General features: G+C 61.7%; 15 protein-coding genes. 7 read left to right on the top strand and 8 right to left on the bottom strand.

Annotated features, from left to right (window positions below; translation table 11 throughout):
• Nucleotides 1-110: 110 nt before the first annotated feature.
• The 8 genes from CUV01_RS05945 to CUV01_RS05910 form a co-directional block, all read right to left on the bottom strand.
• Complete coding sequence (locus CUV01_RS05945; RefSeq protein ID WP_198731884.1) at nucleotides 111-1061, bottom strand: ABC transporter substrate-binding protein; 951 nt, start codon at nucleotides 1059-1061, stop codon at nucleotides 111-113.
• Between the two features lie 33 nt (nucleotides 1062-1094).
• Nucleotides 1095-2093, bottom strand: a complete 999-nt coding sequence (locus CUV01_RS05940) for an ABC transporter permease (protein WP_198731883.1) — start codon at nucleotides 2091-2093, stop codon at nucleotides 1095-1097.
• The gene (locus tag CUV01_RS05935; protein WP_101459669.1) at nucleotides 2093-3610 is read right to left on the bottom strand and encodes a sugar ABC transporter ATP-binding protein; all 1518 of its coding nucleotides are present in this window, start codon (nucleotides 3608-3610) and stop codon (nucleotides 2093-2095) included. The genes CUV01_RS05940 and CUV01_RS05935 overlap by 1 nt, the downstream gene beginning before the upstream one ends.
• Nucleotides 3607-4749 carry a Gfo/Idh/MocA family protein gene (locus CUV01_RS05930; RefSeq protein ID WP_101459668.1) on the bottom strand — a complete coding sequence of 381 codons (1143 nt, stop codon included), beginning with the start codon at nucleotides 4747-4749 and terminating at the stop codon, nucleotides 3607-3609. Before CUV01_RS05930 ends, CUV01_RS05935 begins: the two co-directional genes overlap by 4 nt.
• A gap of 1 nt (nucleotide 4750) precedes the next feature.
• Complete coding sequence (locus CUV01_RS05925; RefSeq protein WP_101459667.1) at nucleotides 4751-5806, bottom strand: sugar phosphate isomerase/epimerase family protein; 1056 nt, start codon at nucleotides 5804-5806, stop codon at nucleotides 4751-4753.
• A 19-nt stretch (nucleotides 5807-5825) separates the two neighbouring features.
• On the bottom strand, nucleotides 5826-7121 hold the full coding sequence (gene xylA, locus CUV01_RS05920) for a xylose isomerase (RefSeq protein WP_101459666.1): 1296 nt from the start codon (nucleotides 7119-7121) through the stop codon (nucleotides 5826-5828).
• Complete coding sequence (locus tag CUV01_RS05915; RefSeq protein ID WP_198731882.1) at nucleotides 7118-8194, bottom strand: LacI family DNA-binding transcriptional regulator; 1077 nt, start codon at nucleotides 8192-8194, stop codon at nucleotides 7118-7120. The genes xylA and CUV01_RS05915 overlap by 4 nt, the downstream gene beginning before the upstream one ends.
• Before the next feature lie 136 nt (nucleotides 8195-8330).
• Nucleotides 8331-9233: a hydrogen peroxide-inducible genes activator gene (locus CUV01_RS05910; protein ID WP_101459665.1), complete on the bottom strand. Its 903-nt coding sequence runs from the start codon at nucleotides 9231-9233 to the stop codon at nucleotides 8331-8333.
• Nucleotides 9234-9410: 177 nt separating this feature from the next.
• Here CUV01_RS05910 and katG point away from each other — a divergent pair, with 177 nt between their 5' ends.
• The 7 genes from katG (at nucleotide 9411) to CUV01_RS05875 (ending at nucleotide 17648) form a co-directional block, all read left to right on the top strand.
• Nucleotides 9411-11588 (top strand): catalase/peroxidase HPI, encoded by a 2178-nt coding sequence (gene katG / locus CUV01_RS05905; protein ID WP_101459664.1) that lies wholly within the window; start codon nucleotides 9411-9413, stop codon nucleotides 11586-11588.
• Nucleotides 11589-11718: 130 nt separating this feature from the next.
• Nucleotides 11719-12648 carry a sugar-binding transcriptional regulator gene (locus CUV01_RS05900; RefSeq protein WP_101459663.1) on the top strand — a complete coding sequence of 310 codons (930 nt, stop codon included), beginning with the start codon at nucleotides 11719-11721 and terminating at the stop codon, nucleotides 12646-12648.
• 96 nt (nucleotides 12649-12744) lie between these two features.
• Nucleotides 12745-14061 (top strand): ABC transporter substrate-binding protein, encoded by a 1317-nt coding sequence (locus tag CUV01_RS05895; protein ID WP_101459662.1) that lies wholly within the window; start codon nucleotides 12745-12747, stop codon nucleotides 14059-14061.
• A 98-nt stretch (nucleotides 14062-14159) separates the two neighbouring features.
• A complete protein-coding gene (locus CUV01_RS05890; RefSeq protein ID WP_101459661.1) occupies nucleotides 14160-15029 on the top strand; it encodes a carbohydrate ABC transporter permease in 870 nt (289 codons plus the stop codon).
• 12 nt (nucleotides 15030-15041) lie between these two features.
• The gene (locus tag CUV01_RS05885) at nucleotides 15042-15866 is read left to right on the top strand and encodes a carbohydrate ABC transporter permease (protein ID WP_101459660.1); all 825 of its coding nucleotides are present in this window, start codon (nucleotides 15042-15044) and stop codon (nucleotides 15864-15866) included.
• A 13-nt stretch (nucleotides 15867-15879) separates the two neighbouring features.
• Nucleotides 15880-16881 carry an ABC transporter ATP-binding protein gene (locus CUV01_RS05880; protein ID WP_101459659.1) on the top strand — a complete coding sequence of 334 codons (1002 nt, stop codon included), beginning with the start codon at nucleotides 15880-15882 and terminating at the stop codon, nucleotides 16879-16881.
• Nucleotides 16878-17648, top strand: a complete 771-nt coding sequence (locus tag CUV01_RS05875; RefSeq protein WP_101459658.1) for an L-iditol 2-dehydrogenase — start codon at nucleotides 16878-16880, stop codon at nucleotides 17646-17648. Before CUV01_RS05880 ends, CUV01_RS05875 begins: the two co-directional genes overlap by 4 nt.
• Nucleotides 17649-17685 lie beyond the last annotated feature (37 nt).

The following is a 17685-nucleotide window of genomic DNA, read 5'->3' as shown; positions in this document are numbered from 1 at the left end:
GCGGCGAAAAATCAAATGAAACCGCAGGTTACGGATTCGGTCCCCGCTGACACCGCCACACACCGAACGTTGCCGGCCAGCCGAAGGAAAACGGCTGGCCGGTTTGCCCCTCAGAACGGGCTGTCGGGATAATAGAACTGCTCTGCGTTCTCGGGCGTGATCAGCACCGATCCGATGGTGAACGTCCCCGATACCGGCGTGGTCGAGGTCATGCCCACGGCGGTCATTTCAATGGCCGTCGCGATCATCGAAGGCGGATAGGTGACGTCGGCCGGGATCATGGCATCGCCGTCCATGACGCGCTTGACCATTTCCTTCATCCCCGCGCCGCCAAGCACGAACTGCACGTCGTCGCGCCCTGCTGCGTCGATCGCTGCCAGAACGCCCACCGCCATGTCATCATCCGAGGCCCAGACCGCGTCGATCTGCTCATGCCGCGACAGGAAATCCTGCATCACGTTAAAGCTTTCATCGCGGTTCCAGTTGCCGTGCTCCATGCCGATGATCTCGATCCCGGACCCCTCGATGGCCGCCTGAAAGCCCTCGACACGTTCATTGTCGATGGTGGTCGGAATGCCGCGCAAAACCACGATATTGCCGCCATCTGGCATCTTTTCGGCCATATATTCGCCCGCAACGCGGCCAAAACCCGGATTGTCGCCCGCGACATACAGATCGTCGATCCCTTCGACCGCCAGCCCCCGGTCGACCACGGTGACCCAGGCGCCTGCCTCGGAAACGGCCTGAACCGGCGCGGTCAGCGGTTCGGATTCGAAGGGCAGCACGACCAGCGCGCTGATATCGCGCGTGGCCAGCATATCCTCGATATCATTGACCTGCTGGGCAGGGTCGGAGGCGGTGGACAGGACGAAATCCAGTTGCGGATAGACCTCTTCCAGACGCTCGACCGCTGCCTGAGCATGAAAATTCATGCCGCCGGCCCAGCCATGTGTCGCCGCAGGAATCGAGACGCCGATTACCTTCGTCTCGTCCTGCGCCATTGCGGCGGTGCCTAGCGCGGCCAGCGCGGCGCCCGTCAATATTGTGCGCATATAGGTCATGGTTCGTTTCCTCCCGTTTGGATGGCAGGGCTTTCAGCCCTTTGCCTTTGCTTCCCGCTGCAGGATCACAGCCAGAATGATGATGATGCCTTGAATGGCGCCGTTGAGATATGGCGACACAAGGTCGGTCAGGTTCAGGATATTGTCGATCAGGCTCAGGATCAGCACACCGATAACCGTGCCCCAGACCCGACCAAAACCGCCCTTCAGAACGGTGCCCCCGATGATCACGGCGGCGATGGCCTCCAGCTCCCACAAGACCCCGGTCGAGGCCGAGGCAGAGCCAAGCCGCGGCACATACATGATCGTCGCCACACCAACCAGCATACCCAGCATTGCATAGGTCAGCAGGCGCGTGCGGTTCACATCCACATTGGAATAATGCGCGACCTGCTCGTTCGATCCGGTGGCGGCACAGCGCCGGCCAAAGCGGGCCTTGCTCATCAGGATCTCGCCGATGATGACAACCAGCGCAAAGACGATGATCGGCCATGCAATGCCGAAGATGCCGTCGAAATAGACCGGGCGATAAAAGGTGCGCAGATCGAAATTCAGCGACAGCGTGCCGCCATCTGCCAGCCATGTGACAAGGCTGCGATAGATGCCCATCGTGCCCAGTGTGACGATGAACGCCTCGATCCTGACCGTGGTGATCAGAAACCCGTTCAGCAACCCCGCCAACAGCCCCGCAACCAGCGCCGTCAGCATCCCCAGCAGGACGACGGGCACCCCGACGCCCAGGGATGGCAGCGCCGCGTTCATCACCAGAATCATCAGTGCCGCGACAAAGGCGGCCATCGAACCGACCGACAGGTCCAGCCCGCCGGCGGTGATCACAAAAGTCATGCCCACCGCGATGATCCCGATAAAGGCGGACCGCGCAAGCACGTTGGTGATATTGGCCGCGCCAAGGAAATTCGGGTTCATCAGCGCGCCCATGATGACCAGCAAGACCAGCGCGATAATCGGGCCAAGCACGCTCATCGAGGGCAGGCTGCGACGCGGTGCGGTGGTCACGGTTTGGTTTGCCATCACGCGGCCCTCCCACTGGTGTCGGCACCGACGCCCATGGCGTGGCGCACGATCGTATCTTCGGTGATTTGGCCTGCATCCAGCATTCCGGCGATGCGTCCCCGCCGCATGACGGCGACGCGGTCCGCAAGGCCGATGATCTCTTGCATTTCAGACGAGACGACGATGATCGCGAGCCCCTCGTGGGTCAGCTTGCGCAGATAGGCATAGATCTGTTGCTTGGTGCCGATATCAATGCCGCGCGTCGGTTCGTCCGCGATCAGGATCCGGGGTTCCGACTGCATGACCTTGGCCAGCAACAGCTTCTGCTGATTGCCGCCGGACAGGTTGCCGACGCGCACATCGCGGCGACCGGCGCGGATATCGAACTCGTCAATGGCGCGCGTCAGGGCGGCCTCTTCGGCCTGCCTGTCGATCAGCATCCCGCCGAATTTTTCCAGCGCCTGCAGCGTCAGATTGACCCGCATCCCCTTGTCCAGCAGCAGGCCCCGGATCTTGCGGTCCTCGGTCAGATAGCACAGCCCCCGATCCAGCGCGTCCGAGGGGCTCCGGATAGCGATCGCCTGCCCGTCGATCTCGATGCGGTCGGCCTGGGCGGGGCGCAAACCGCACAGCCCCTCCATCGCCTCGGTCCGGCCCGATCCGATCAGACCGGCAAAGCCCAGGATCTCGCCCTGACGTAGCTCGAATGACAGATCACTCGCAAAGCCCGGCACGTCCAGCCCTTCGACCTTCAGCAGGACGGGCGCGTCGGGTGGAACGCCGGGCTTGGCGGGATAAAGATCCGAGACATCGCGGCCCACCATCGCGGTCGCCATGTCATCCTCGGTCATCTCGCTGGTCGGCCCGGAATGGACCACCGCCCCGTCGCGCATGATGGTCACGCGATCCGCGATATCCTTGACCTCGCCCAGCTTGTGCGAGGTGAACAGGATCGCGGTGCCCGCATCCCTGAGGGCGCGCACCTGATCAAAGAGGATGCTGGCCTCGGCGTTTGTCAGAACGGCGGTCGGTTCGTCCATGATCAGCACCCGCGCATCACGGCTAAGCGCCTTGGCGATTTCGACCATCTGCTTGTCGGAATTCGACAGCCGCGACACCGGGGTATCCGGATCGACGGTGCACTTGACGCGGGCCAGATAGTCGCGCGACCGCCGCCGCATTTCCGCCTTGTCCAGCAAACCGCGTTTCAGCACCTCGCGGCCAAGAAAGATGTTCTGCTCGACGGTCAACTGCTCGGCCAGATTGAATTCCTGATGGATCAGGACGATGCCAGCCTCTTCGCCGTCATGCAGCGAGCCAAAGGTGACCTCTGCGCCGTCCAGCAGGATGCGCCCCGAACTGGGCGGCTGATATCCGGCAAGACATTTCATCGTGGTCGATTTGCCCGCCCCGTTTTCGCCGATCAGCGCCAGGACCTCGCCTGCGTGCAGGTCCAGATCGACGCCGTGCAAGACCTCGATCGGGCCGAAATTCTTGTGAACGTCGCGCATCGACAGGACGGGTTGACCGGTCATAGCTTGACCCAGGCTGAATTGTCGCCGGCAGAGGTGACGCAGGCCCGCACAAAGGCCATGCCGTCCAGCCCCGCCTGTATGTCCGGCAGCAGACCCATGGCGTCGTCGCGCGCGCTGCCGCCCTGCACCGCGCGGATCGCATCTGCGGCGCCGGCATAGATCGTGGCGAAGCCCTCAAGATACCCCTCGGGGTGGCCGCCCGGAATGCGGCTGACTGCATTCGCCGCCTCGCTGGCGCCCGCGCCCATGCGCCGGATCAGGCGGGGCGGTTCGCCATGCGGCGTGAACCACAGGTAATTCGGGTCCTCTTGCTTCCATTCCAGCCCGCCCTTGTCGCCATAGACACGCAGACGCAGGTTGTTTTCATTGCCCGGCGCGACCTGGCTGCACCACAGCATCCCGCGACCGCCGCCCGCAAAGCGCAGCATGACATGGGCGTTGTCGTCCAGCGACCGACCCACGCCAAAGCTTTGCAGATCGGCCGCCAGTTCCTCGCCCCGCAAGCCGGTCACGAAACAGGCAAGGTTATAGGCATGGGTGCCGATGTCGCCGGTCGCGCCACCGGCGCCAGAGCGGGCGGGATCGGTCCGCCACTGGGCCTGTTTCGAGCCCTCGCTTTCCACAGGATCGGTCAGCCAGTCCTGCGCATATTCAACCTGCACCACCCGCAATGTCCCGATATCACCGGCGGCGATCATTTCGCGCGCCTGCCGGATCATCGGATAGCCGGTATAGTTATGGGTCAGGATGAACAGCGCCTTGCTGCCAGCAACCGCGTTTGCCATTGCCTCGGCATCCTCTGCGGTCGAGGTCAGCGGCTTGTCGCAGATGACATGGATGCCGCGATCCAGAAACGCCTTGGCGGCAGAGTAGTGAACATGGTTCGGGGTCACGATGCTGACCGCCTCGATGCCATCTTCGCGGGCGGCCTCGGCCTCGGCCATCTCTTCGAATGAGCCGTAGGACCGTTCGGGCGCCAGACCCAGGGCCTCGCCGCTGGCCTTTGCCTTTTCCGGCGTCGAGGACAGCGCCCCCGCGACCAGTTCGAACCGATCGTCGATGCGGCTGGCAATCCGGTGAACCCCGCCGATAAAGGCGTCATTGCCGCCGCCAACCATGCCCAGTCTGATCCGTGCCATATCAGTCGATCCCCAGAAATTTGCGGTTGGTTTTTTCATCCGCACTGCCGCCGACGAAGTCATCAAAGGCATGCGGTGTGACGCGGATGATATGGTCCTTGACGAATTGCGCGCCTTCGCGTGCGCCGTCCTCGGGGTGCTTCAGGGCGCATTCCCATTCGACCACGGCCCAGCCATCGAAATCATTCGCCGCCAACTTGGAAAAGATCGCCCCGAAATCCACCTGCCCGTCGCCGGTGCTGCGGAACCTGCCCGCGCGGTTCACCCAAGGCTGAAAGCCCCCATAGACGCCCTTGCGCCCGGTCGGATTGAACTCGGCATCCTTGACGTGGAACATCTTGATGCGGTCGGCATAGATGTCGATATTGTCCAGATAATCCAGGCATTGCAGGACGTAATGCGACGGGTCGTACAGCATGTTGCAGCGCGGGTGGCCGTCCAGCCGGTCAAGGAACATCTCGAACGTGTCGCCGTCATGCAGATCCTCCATCGGATGGATTTCGTAGCAGACGTCCACGCCCATTTCGTCCGCGTGATCCAGAATCGGCCGCCAGCGCCGGGCCAGCTCGTCAAAGGCGGTTTCGACCAGCCCCTGCGGTCGCTGCGGGAAGGGATAGATGAAGGGCCAGCACAGCCCGCCTGAAAAGGTCACATGCTGACCGATACCCAGATGGTTCGTCGCGGTGATGGCTTTCTTGACCTGATCGATTGCCCATTCGGTGCGTTCCCTGGGCTTGCCCTGAACCTTTGCGGCCGCAAAGCCATCTACCCACTCGTCATAGGCCGGATGCACGGCGACCAGCTGGCCGATGATATGGCTCGACAGATCGGTCACCTCGACGCCGTTCTCGCGCGCCTTGCCGGCCCATTCCTGAGCATAGTCCCTGGACGCGGCGAGCTTTTCCAGATCGACAAGGCGGGCATCCCAGACCGGAACCTGCACCCCCAGATAGCCGATATCAGCCGCCCATTTGGTGATTGCATCCCACGAATTGAATGGCGCCGCATCACCGACGAATTGTGCCAGAAACAGGCCGGGGCCCTTGATGGTTTTCATCTGTCTGTCCTTCCTCGTCTCAAACGTAGCGATTGACGATGTTTTCAAGAATTTCCTGCCGTCCCGATTGCGGTTGTGGGTCGCGCCCGCTGGCCTCGACCTGGGCTGCGATGCTGGCAAGATCGCTGTTCAGCATCGCTTGCGCATCGGCACTGTCCCATCCGGCATAGCGGTCGCGCCGCGCGGCCTCTAGCAGGTCGTCATCAAGCATCTTTGCCGCCGCTTTCAATCCGCGCGCGCACACATCTATTGCGCCGACATGGGCTGCGATCAGGTCTTCGGGCGACAGCGACTGACGGCGCAGCTTGGCATCGAAATTGGTGCCGCCGGTGGTAAACCCGCCCGCCTTGAGGATTTCATAATAGGCCAACGTGACCTCGGGCACATTGGTGGGAAACTGGTCGGTGTCCCAGCCAGACTGATAATCGTTGCGGTTCATGTCGATGGACCCAAGCAGCCCAAGCGCGCTGGCCAGCGCGATCTCATGTTCAAATGTATGGCCCGCCAGAATGGCATGACCCTGTTCGAGGTTCAGTTTTACTTCATTTTCCAGACCATAGCGCTGCAGAAATCCGTAAACCGTGGCCACGTCGTAATCATATTGATGCTTGCTGGGCTCTTGCGGCTTTGGTTCGACCAGAATCTGGCCTTTGAAGCCGATCTTGTGCTTGTAATCGACGACCATCGACAGCATCCGGCCCATCTGGTCCATCTCGCGCGCCAGATCGGTGTTCAGCAGCGTTTCATAGCCTTCGCGCCCGCCCCAAAGCACATAGTTTTCGCCGTTCAACCGATGCGTCGCGTCCATGCAATTCTTGATCGTCGCGGCGGACCAGGCGAATATCTCCGGGTCGGGATTTGTCGCCGCGCCAGACATGAACCGGCGATGCGAAAACAGGTTGGCCGTTCCCCAAAGCAGCCGGGTGCGGGCGGTTTCCATCTTTGCCTCAAAGACGGCGATGATCTCTTCGAAGTTGCGTTTGCTTTCGGCGAAACTGCTTCCCTCGGGGCGGATATCGGCATCGTGGAAGCAGAAATAGGGCACGCCCAGAATACCGAACATCTCGAACGCCACATCAGCCTTTCGCCGCGCCGCATCCATGTCGTCGGCGAACCATGGCCGCTGAAAGGTCTGACCGCCGAACGGATCACCCCCCGGCCATGCAAAAGAATGCCAATAGGCCACGGCAAAGCGCAACTGATCCTCTAGCCGCTTGCCCGCGACCGTTTCGTCGGGGTCATAGTGCCGATAGGCAAGGCCCGTCGCGTCCGGCGCAAAGCGGACGGGCTCTATTCCGTTGAAAAAGTCGGTCATGGCATTTCGCCTTTTTCTGACAGGACCCCGTTTGCCGGGGGCAGGTTGTCCTTGACGTAGATGACGGGAACGATCCGTTCCGGCGCAGGAACAGGCCTGCGATCTGCAAGCTGGCGCAGATAACCAAGCGCCAGCTCGATCTCATCTTCGGGGCGCTGGTCGATGACGATATCGATCAGGTCGGCCTCTAGCGCATGGCGTGAATGCGCGACCAGTTCGTGCAGAATGACGGTCGGGCGTGGCATATCGGGTGGCAAATCCTCCAGCACGCGGATCAGACCGGCATTGCCCGCGCCGGCGCTGTAGATCGCGGTGATCGCGGGGTCTGCGGCTAGCGCGGCACGCAGCTTTTCGTCGACCAGAGCATGACGGTCGCGCCCCTCGATCAGGGGTGCCAGCGACAGATCGGGGCTTGCCGCCGCGATCGTCTGGGTCATCCCCTGCAGGCGTTCGGCATGGTCGCGTGCAGAAAGCGAGCCGATCACGGGCAGGATCCTGCCCGGCCTGCCACGATGCGCCAGCGCCAGCAGACGGCCTGCGGTTCGTCCCACGACGATATTGTCGACGCCGACATAACCGTTGCGCTGTTCGCCAATGACATCCGAGATCAGCGTCAGAACCGCGATGCCTTGTTGCTGCAGCGCCTCGATCTCGGCGTTCACATGGGAATCGTCGATCCCAACCAGTGCCACACCATCCAGGCTTTCCGCCGCCAGCCGCCGCAGCCGCGCGGCCAGTGCCTCTGCGTCGAAGGCCGCGACGCCCTCGATCTGCACCTCAATCTGTTCGGGGATCAGCCGGACACGGCTTTCGCCCAGAACCGTTCGGACCCGCGCGAAAAAGCTGTTCGAGCCTTCGGGAATGATGAATGCGAAACGGTAGGTTCGGCCCTGCGACAGGTTTGCCGCGGCCACGTTGCGCACGTAACCAAGCTGTTCGATGGCCGAACGCACGCGGCGCACGGATTTATCCGCCACCCCGCCGCGATCATTCACGACACGATCCGCAGTGGCATAGCTGACGCCTGCGCTGCGCGCGACGTCCGACAGTGTCGGTGCCCGTCCTCCCATCATGTCCTCCCACAGCTAGGGTTACATCCTGAATGATATACGTCAATCATTTTGATGGAGGGCCCGCGAAGGCGGGTCCATGATGCACCGTCTGGTCGTCGCCGCCAGCCGGGCAACGCAATCCCAGGTATTCAACCCGTCACGGCTTCGGGCCGTGGCCAAGTGCCTGCTGAACCAGCTTGGCAATTTGCTGCAATTGCCCCGACAGAGGCGAGGTGTTGCGCCAGATCATTCCGATGGTGCGCGTGGGCTGCGGATGGGACAGGCGCGCAGAACAGACCGGGGCTGCACCCGTTTCAAGTGGCAGGGCCATTTCCGGGATCAGCGTCACGCCGATGCCCGCGCCGACCATCTGTACCAGGGTCGACAGCGAACTGCCCTCCATCAGGTCGCGGGGCATGGCCGAGGTCCCGCCGCAAAAAGCCAATGCCTGATCGCGGAAACAATGGCCCTCTTCCAGCAACAGCAGGCGCATCTGCGACAGTATCTCTGGGCGCGGGACAGGTTTGTCCTTGTCGGCGATGGGTCGGACCAGCGCGAATTCTTCGGTGAACAGCGGTTCTTCATGCAGCGCCGCTTCGGATACAGGCAGCGCGACAATGGCGGTGTCCAGACGCCCTTCGGTCAGGTCGTCGATCAGCTTTTGCGTAACCGCCTCGCGTGGATACAGATCAAGGTGGGGATGGCTTTTGCCCAGCAGACGGATCAGTGAGGGCAGCATATAGGGCGCGACCGTCGGGATCACGCCAAGGCGCAAGCGTCCCTGCAACGGGCCGTCACCGATGCGGGCCACCTCGGTCAGGTCATCGACGGATTGCAAAATCGCACGGGCGCGGTCGGCGAACACCTCGCCCAGCCCGGTCAGGCTGATCTGTTTTGGCCCGCGTTCGATCAGTTGCGCGCCCAGGATATCCTCTAGTTCTTTCATCTGCACCGACAATGCCGGCTGCGAGATCGCCAGCATCTCGGCCGCGCGCCCGAAATGACCCCACCGGGCTAGGGCCTCGAAATAACGCAGATGGCGAAGGGTCAGGCGTTTCATAGCTTTTAGTTATCATCGAGATTAAAAAATACAAATTCTAATAATCGACCTGATCGTGCACTATGTCGTCGATCGCAAGGCGCTGCCTGTCGGCCAGGGCGCAGAAATGATAGAACTGCGCGCGACAAGACGGCGCGGCCGCAGCACCAAGCAACAGGCTAGGATTCGGAGAGAAAAATGGACGGAAACGACGTTAACACCAGCGGCAAATGCCCGATCATGCACGGGTCGATCACCGAAACCGGCGAATCGGTCATGGACTGGTGGCCGAAATCGCTGAACCTCGACATCCTGAGCCAGCATGACAGCAAGACCGATCCGATGGGCCCGGATTTCGACTATCGGGAGCAGGTCAAGTCGCTGGATTTCGAGGCCCTCAAAAGAGATATGCACGCGCTGCTGACCGAAAGCCAGGATTGGTGGCCGGCTGACTGGGGTCACTATGGCGGCCTGATGATCCGCCTGTCCTGGCACTCGGCAGGGTCGTATCGTCTGGCCGATGGTCGCGGTGGTGGTGGCACGGGCAGTCAGCGTTTCGCACCTTTGAACAGCTGGCCCGACAATGCCAGCCTCGACAAGGCACGTCGCCTGTTGTGGCCGCTGAAGAAGAAATACGGCAACAAGGTCAGCTGGGCCGATCTGATCGTTCTGGCGGGCACCATCGCCTATGAGAACATGGGCCTGAAGATCTTTGGCTTCGGCTTTGGCCGCGCCGATATCTGGGCGCCGGAAAAGGACACCTATTGGGGCGCGGAAAAGGAATGGCTCGCGCCGTCTGATCAGCGCTACGGCAGTGTCGAAAAGCCCGACACGATGGAAAACCCGCTGGCCGCCGTTCAGATGGGTCTGATCTACGTGAACCCCGAGGGCGTGAACGGGAAACCCGATCCGCTGAAAACCGCCGAGCATATGCGCGAGACCTTTTCGCGCATGGCAATGAACGACGAGGAAACGGCGGCATTGACGGCAGGCGGCCACACTGTGGGCAAGACCCACGGCAACGGCAACGCCGACGCCCTTGGTGCCGAACCCGAGGCGGCCGATGTCAGCGAGCAGGGCTTTGGCTGGGTCAACCCGAACATGCAGGGTAAAGCCAGCAATGCCGTGACCTCGGGTCTGGAGGGCGCGTGGACCACGCACCCGACCAGGTTCGACATGGGCTTTTTCGAGATGCTCTTCGGCCATGAATGGGAACTGCGGAAATCACCTGCCGGTGCATTCCAGTGGGAGCCGGTGAATATCCGCGAAGAGGATATGCCGGTCGATGCCAGCGATCCCTCCATTCGTCGCAATCCGATGATGACCGATGCCGATATGGCGCTGAAGTTCGACCCGATCTACAATGAGATCTGTCAGCGTTTCATGGCCGATCCGCAGTATTTCGCAGATACCTTCGCCCGCGGCTGGTTCAAGCTGACCCACCGCGACATGGGCCCCAAGGTCCGCTATATCGGCCCCGATGTCCCGTCCGAGGACCTGATCTGGCAGGACCCGGTTCCGGCTGGCGCGACTGGTTACGACGTCGAGGCCGTCAAGGCCAAGATCGCGGCATCGGGACTGTCAGTCGCGGATATGGTGGCGACTGCGTGGGACAGCGCGCGGACCTATCGCGGGTCCGACATGCGCGGCGGTGCCAATGGCGCACGTATCCGGCTGGCCCCGCAAAAGGACTGGGAGGGCAACGAACCTCTCCGTCTGTCCAGGGTGCTGTCGGTGCTTGAGCCGATCGCGGCGACCAGCGGTGCCTCGCTTGCCGATGTGATCGTGCTGGCGGGCGGCCTCGGTGTCGAACAGGCAGCCAAGGCCGCAGGCTATGACGTTGCGGTGCCCTTTGCACCGGGTCGCGGGGATGCCACGGCAGAAGAAACCGACGCCGAATCCTTCGACGTGATGGAGCCTCTGGCCGATGGTTATCGCAACTGGCTGAAAAAGGACTATGTCGTCAGCCCCGAAGAGCTGATGCTGGACCGCACGCAGCTGTTGGGCCTGACCGCGCCGGAAATGACCGTGCTGGTCGGCGGGATGCGTGCAATCGGCGCCAATTACGGTGGCAGCATGCATGGCGTCTTTACCGACCGGGTCGGCGCGCTGACGACCGATTTCTTCGTCAACCTGACCGATATGGCCAATAAATGGGTGCCTGTCGGCGAGGGCGTCTATGAGATCCGTGACCGCAGGACGGATGCAACGAAATGGACGGCAACCAAGCTGGATCTGGTGTTCGGCTCGAACTCGATCCTGCGCTCCTATGCCGAGGTTTATGCTCAGGATGACAATCACGCGAAATTCGTGAACGACTTCGTCGCGGCCTGGACCAAGGTGATGAATGCCGACCGGTTCGACCTGAACACCTGAACGCGGATCGACTGACAACCAGGCGCGGCCCTCTCGGGGGCCGCGTTTGCATGTGGCGCAGACAAATCGCATAGGCGCGGGGGCTATTCTCTGATAAGTCCGATCCCGTCGGAACAGGGTGCACCACCGCATGAGCGTCGAAGGCCGGAAATTGGATCAGATCGCGCGGGCGGCTTGGCTGTCCTTTGTCGCTGGCCAGACTCAGGACGAGATCGCCGCGCAGATGGGTGTTTCGCGCCAAAGCGTGCAGCGTATGGTCGCACAGGCGCAGGCCATGGGTCTGGTCAAGGTCCGCATCGATCATCCCTTCGCCGATTGCCTCGATCTTTCCGTCAGGCTGAAAAAGCAGGCCGGGCTGGCCTTTTGCGAGGTCGTGCCGTCCGATCCTGCAGGTGCTGGCATGGCCATCGCGCTGGCCGATTGCATCGAAGGCTGGCTGAAGCGAGAAGAACCCCTGATCGCGGCATTCGGTACCGGGCGCACCCTGCGCGCGGGTGTCGAACGGATGTCGCGGCTGGAGTGTGACCAGCACCGGCTGGTGTCTCTGACCGGAAATATCGCGACCGATGGCTCGACCGCCTATTACAACGTGCTCTTTTCGCTGTCGGAACGGGTGACGGCGCGCAGCTATCCGCTGTTGATGCCGGTTGTGGCCAGCAGCGCCGAGGAACGTCAGGCGCTGGCGGGGCAGGCGGGCATTGCGCGGGTGATCGAGATGGCAGAACAGGCTGCCGTGGCCTTTCTCGGTATCGGCACCGTCAACGACGATGCCGCGCTGGTGCTGGACGGCTTTGCAACGGCGCCCGAGATTGCCGCGCTGCGCGAGGCGGGCGCTGTGGGCGAAATCACCGGCTGGGCCTATGATGCCGAGGGTCGGTTGCTGGACGATCCGCTGCTGGCGCGCGTGGCATCGGCGCCCATCCCTGCGCGCGAATCGGCGCTGGTAATTGCAGCCGCAACGGGTAAGTCCAAGCGCGCTGCAATCCAGGGCGCATTGGCCGGAGGGCTAGTCAATGGCCTTATCACCGATACAGAGACGGCAGAATTCCTTTTAAAATAGGTCAGTTAGATGATCGTTAAGATTTTCGATTGACTTTGTGGTGACGTTGCGTGAGCATTTGCCCATAGCAATAGCATTTGCTAATGGGAGGATAATATGAGCTTTGCCAAGCGCGCCCTGATGGGGGCGAGCGCCCTTACGGCCATCGGCTTCGCGGCCCAGGCCGAGACGCTAACCATCGCAACCGTCAACAATGGTGACATGATCGTCATGCAGAGCATGACCCAGTCATTCACCGATGCGAACCCGGACATCGAACTGGAATGGGTCCAGCTGGAAGAGAACATCCTGCGCGAGCGCGTGACCACCGACATCGCCACGCAGGGCGGTCAGTACGACGTGCTCACCATCGGGACCTACGAAGTGCCGATCTGGGCCGCTCAGGACTGGCTGGTGCCGCTGAGTGACCTGCCGGACGATTATGACACCGACGATCTGCTGCCCGCCGTGCGCGGCGCACTGTCGGTTGACGACACGCTCTATGCCGTGCCGTTCTATGCTGAATCGGCGATGGTAATGTATCGCACCGACCTGGCCGAGGCCGCCGGCGTGACCATTCCGGACAGCCCGACCTGGACCGATATCAAGACCGCAGCCGAGGCGATGACCGACAAGGACGCGGAAGTCTATGGCATCTGCCTGCGCGGCAAGCCGGGCTGGGGCGAGAACATGGCCTTCCTGACGGCGATGTCCAACAGCTATGGCGGCCGCTGGTTCGATATGGACTGGAACCCGCAGTTCGACAGCGAAGAGTGGAAAGCCGCGCTGACCGATTATCTTGACCTGATGACGAATTACGGACCTCCGGGTGCGTCGTCGAACGGGTTCAACGAAAACCTGTCGCTGTTCCAGCAGGGCAAATGCGGCATGTGGATCGACGCAACCGTTGCCGCCAGCTTTGTGACCAACCCCGACGATTCGACCGTTGCTGACAGCGTTGGCTTTGCGCAGTTCCCCAACAAGGACGGCGTCGACAACCACGGCAACTGGCTGTGGGCCTGGTCGCTGGCCATCCCGACATCTTCGGATGCGCCGGATGCTGCGAAAAAGTTCGTCGCCTGGGCAACCAGCAAGGCCTACACCAACGAGGTGGCCGAGGCCAAAGGCTGGCGTTCGGTTCCTCCGGGCACGCGGACCTCGCTCTATGAGAATCCGGAATATCAGGAAGCGGCGCCCTTTGCGGCAATGACCCTGACCGCCATCGACGGCGCGGATACGCAGAAATCGTCTGTTCAGGATATTCCCTATACCGGCGGGCAATTCGTCGCGATCCCAGAATTCCAGGGCATCGGCACCGCCGTTGGTCAGCAATTCTCGGCAGCTCTTGCCGGGCAAATGTCGGCTGACGACGCGCTTGCCGGTGCGCAGGCGAACGTGACCCGCGAGATGACCCGCTCGGGCTACATCAAGTAGCGGTTATTCCTGGTTGATGACGCATCGTCCGGGGCAGCGCGGGCGGTGCACGCTGAGACGCATGAGGCGCTGCCCCGCGCAGCCGGAGGAGACACGCCATGGCTACCCGTCAGACACAAAGCCTTGCCCGCCTGATGCGCGCGCCCGCAATCATCCTGCTTCTCATCTGGATGGTCGTGCCGCTGGGTATGACGCTTTATTATTCATTCCTGAACTACAACCTGTTGAACCCCGCCAACACCAATTGGGCCGGTTGGTTCAACTATCAGTATTTCTACACCGATCCGGCCTTTTGGGAATCGATCTGGAACACGCTGGTTCTGGTCCTCGGCGTGCTCTTGATCACCGTCGTCGGCGGTATTCTGATCGCCATGCTGATCGACAAGCCCATTTTCGGGCAGGGGATCGTGCGCATTCTGGTGATCAGCCCGTTCTTCGTCATGCCGCCCGTTGCGGCGCTGGTCTGGAAGAACATGATCATGCATCCCAGCTACGGGGTGTTCGCAGATATCGCCAAGTTCTTCGGCATGCAGCCGGTGGACTGGTTCGCGCAATATCCGCTGTTCTCGATTATCCTGATCGTTGCCTGGCAATGGCTGCCATTTGCAACGCTGATCCTGCTGACCGCCCTGCAATCGCTGGATGGAGAGCAGATGGAGGCCGCCGAAATGGATGGCGCGCCCGCGTTGCAACGGTTCATCTACCTGACGCTGCCGCATATGTCGCGCGCGATCACTGTGGTCATCCTGATCCAGACGATCTTCCTGCTGGGCATCTATGCGGAAATTCTTGTGACCACGAATGGCGGGCCGGGCAATGCCTCGACCAACCTGACCTACCTGATCTATCGCGCCGCACGTCTGAACTTTGACATCGGCGGGGCAGCGGCAGGCGGGATCATCGCGGTCGTTCTGGCCAATATCGTCGCCATCTTCCTGATGCGCGCCGTCGGCAAAAACCTGGACTGAGAGGAGGACGATATGGCACGCGCAGTTTCCCGCAATACCAGGATCGGCTGGACCATCGCTGCATGGTTCGTCGCCCTGCTGATCTTCTTCCCGATCCTCTATGCGATCATCACCAGCTTCAAGACAGAGCAAGAGGCAATTGCGGGCTTCGACCTGATCCCCAGCTTTACGCTGGAGAGCTATCGCGAGGTGCAATCGCAGTTCAACTACTTCCGGCCGTTCATGAACTCGGTGATCATCGCGGTGGGGTCCACCATCCTTGCGCTGATCGTCGCCATTCCCGCGGCCTGGGCCATGGCGTTCTCGCCCACCAAGCACACCAAGGACATCCTGATGTGGATGCTGTCCACCAAGATGATGCCCGCCGTCGCGGTTCTGGTGCCGATCTACCTGATCTTTCTGCGCACCGGTTTGATGGACACGCGCACCGGTCTGGTCATCGTTCTGATGCTGATGAACCTGCCGATCGTGGTCTGGATGCTGTACACCTATTTCCGCGAAATTCCGGGCGAGATCCTGGAAGCCGCGCGGATGGATGGCGCCACCCTGGGCCAGGAAATCGTGCATGTGCTGACGCCGATGGCGATCCCGGGTATTGCCTCGACGCTGCTGCTGAACGTCATTCTGGCCTGGAACGAAAGCTTCTGGACCATCCAGCTGACAACCACCAATGCCGCGCCGCTATCGGCCTTTATCGCGTCGTTCAGCAGCCCGCAGGGTCTGTTCTGGGCAAAGCTGTCGGCGGCATCGGTCATGGCCATCGCGCCAATCCTGATCATGGGCTGGTTCAGCCAGAAACAACTTGTCCGCGGCCTGACCTTCGGCGCGGTTAAATAAGGGGGAACCTGTCATGGGTAGCATTACGCTGAAAAACGTTCGCAAGGCCTTTGGCGATGTCGAGGTGATCCCCGGTGTCGACCTGGAAATCCACGAAGGCGAATTCGTTGTCTTTGTCGGCCCCTCGGGCTGCGGTAAATCCACTCTGCTGCGGCTGATTGCCGGGCTGGAGGATGTATCCGGCGGTCAGATCATGATCGACGGCAAGGATGTCACCGATGCCGGCCCCGCCAAGCGTGGTCTGGCCATGGTGTTCCAGTCCTACGCGCTTTACCCGCATATGACCGTCGGCAAGAACATCGCCTTTCCGCTGAAGATGGCCAAGATGCCCGAGGCGGAACAGAAAAAGCGCGTCGATCACGCCGCCAGCATTCTGAACCTCACCGACTATCTGGAACGCAAGCCGGGGCAGTTGTCGGGCGGTCAGCGTCAGCGGGTCGCCATTGGCCGCGCCATCGTGCGCGAACCCGAGGCCTTTCTGTTCGACGAACCGCTGTCGAACCTCGACGCGGCGCTGCGGGTGAACATGCGGGTCGAGATTTCCGAACTGCATAACAGCCTGAAGACAACCATGATCTATGTGACGCACGATCAGGTCGAAGCCATGACCATGGCCGACAAGATTGTCGTGCTGCGCGCCGGTCTGGTGGAACAGGTCGGATCGCCGATGGAACTGTATTCACGGCCCGCCAACCGCTTTGTCGGCGGCTTTATCGGCAGCCCGAACATGAACTTTCTGGAAGGCGAGGCCGCGGCCGCGCATGGCGCCCACTCGATCGGCGTGCGCCCCGAGCATTGGTACCTGTCCAAGACCGAGGGCGCCTATTCCGGCGTCGTCGGCGTGGCCGAGCATCTGGGTTCTGACACGTTCCTGCATATCGACCTGGACAGCGGCGAACATGTCATTGCCCGCGCCGAGGGTGAATTCGCCGCTCGTCACGGCGACAAGATCTGGCTGACCCCGCAGGAAGGCCGCATCTACAAATTCGCCGCAGACGGGTTGGCGCAAGCATGATCCTTGAGGGCAAATCCGCGCTGATCACCGGTGCCGCACGCGGCATCGGGCAGGCCTTTGCTGCGGCATTTGCCCGTGAGGGCGCGACGGTCGCCATCGGGGATATCAATATTGACGCGGCCAAAGCTGCGGCAGCCCAGATCGGCAAGGCCGCCTATGCGGTGCAGTTGGATGTCACCAAACAGGACAGCATCGATGCCGCCATGGCGGCGGTGCTCCATCGCGCCGGCAAGCTCGACATTCTGGTCAATAATGCGGCGCTGTTTGACGCGGCTGAAACCGTGGACATCACCCGTGCGGATTATGACCGGCTATATGCCGTGAATGTCGCCGGCACCTTGTTCACCATGCAGGCGGCGGCGCGGCAGATGATCGCGCAGGGCCGTGGCGGCAAGATCATCAACATGGCCTCGCAGGCCGGGCGACGGGGCGAGCCTCTGGTTCTGGTCTATTGCTCGACCAAGGCGGCGGTGATCAGCATGACCCAATCGGCGGGGCTGAGCCTGATCCAGCACGGCATCAACGTCAACGCCATCGCGCCCGGTGTGGTGGATGGTGAACATTGGCAGCATGTCGATGAAATGTTCGCCAGGCTGGAAGGCAAGGCCCCCGGCCAGAAAAAGGCCGAGGTCGAGGCAGGCGTCCCTGCCGGACGCTTTGCAACGCCGGATGACCTGACAGGAATGGCGGTGTTTCTGGCCTCGGATCAGGCCAATTACATCGTCTCGCAATGCTATAACGTCGATGGCGGCCAGTGGATGAGCTAGGGCCAGAACCGGCCCGCGCGACAGCCCTGGAACAAGA

Source organism: Paracoccus tegillarcae (assembly GCF_002847305.1).
GTDB classification, from domain to species: Bacteria; Pseudomonadota; Alphaproteobacteria; order Rhodobacterales; family Rhodobacteraceae; genus Paracoccus; species Paracoccus tegillarcae.
Note: the sequence above shows the minus strand (reverse complement) of the source record. Positions and strands in the feature narration are given on the sequence as shown.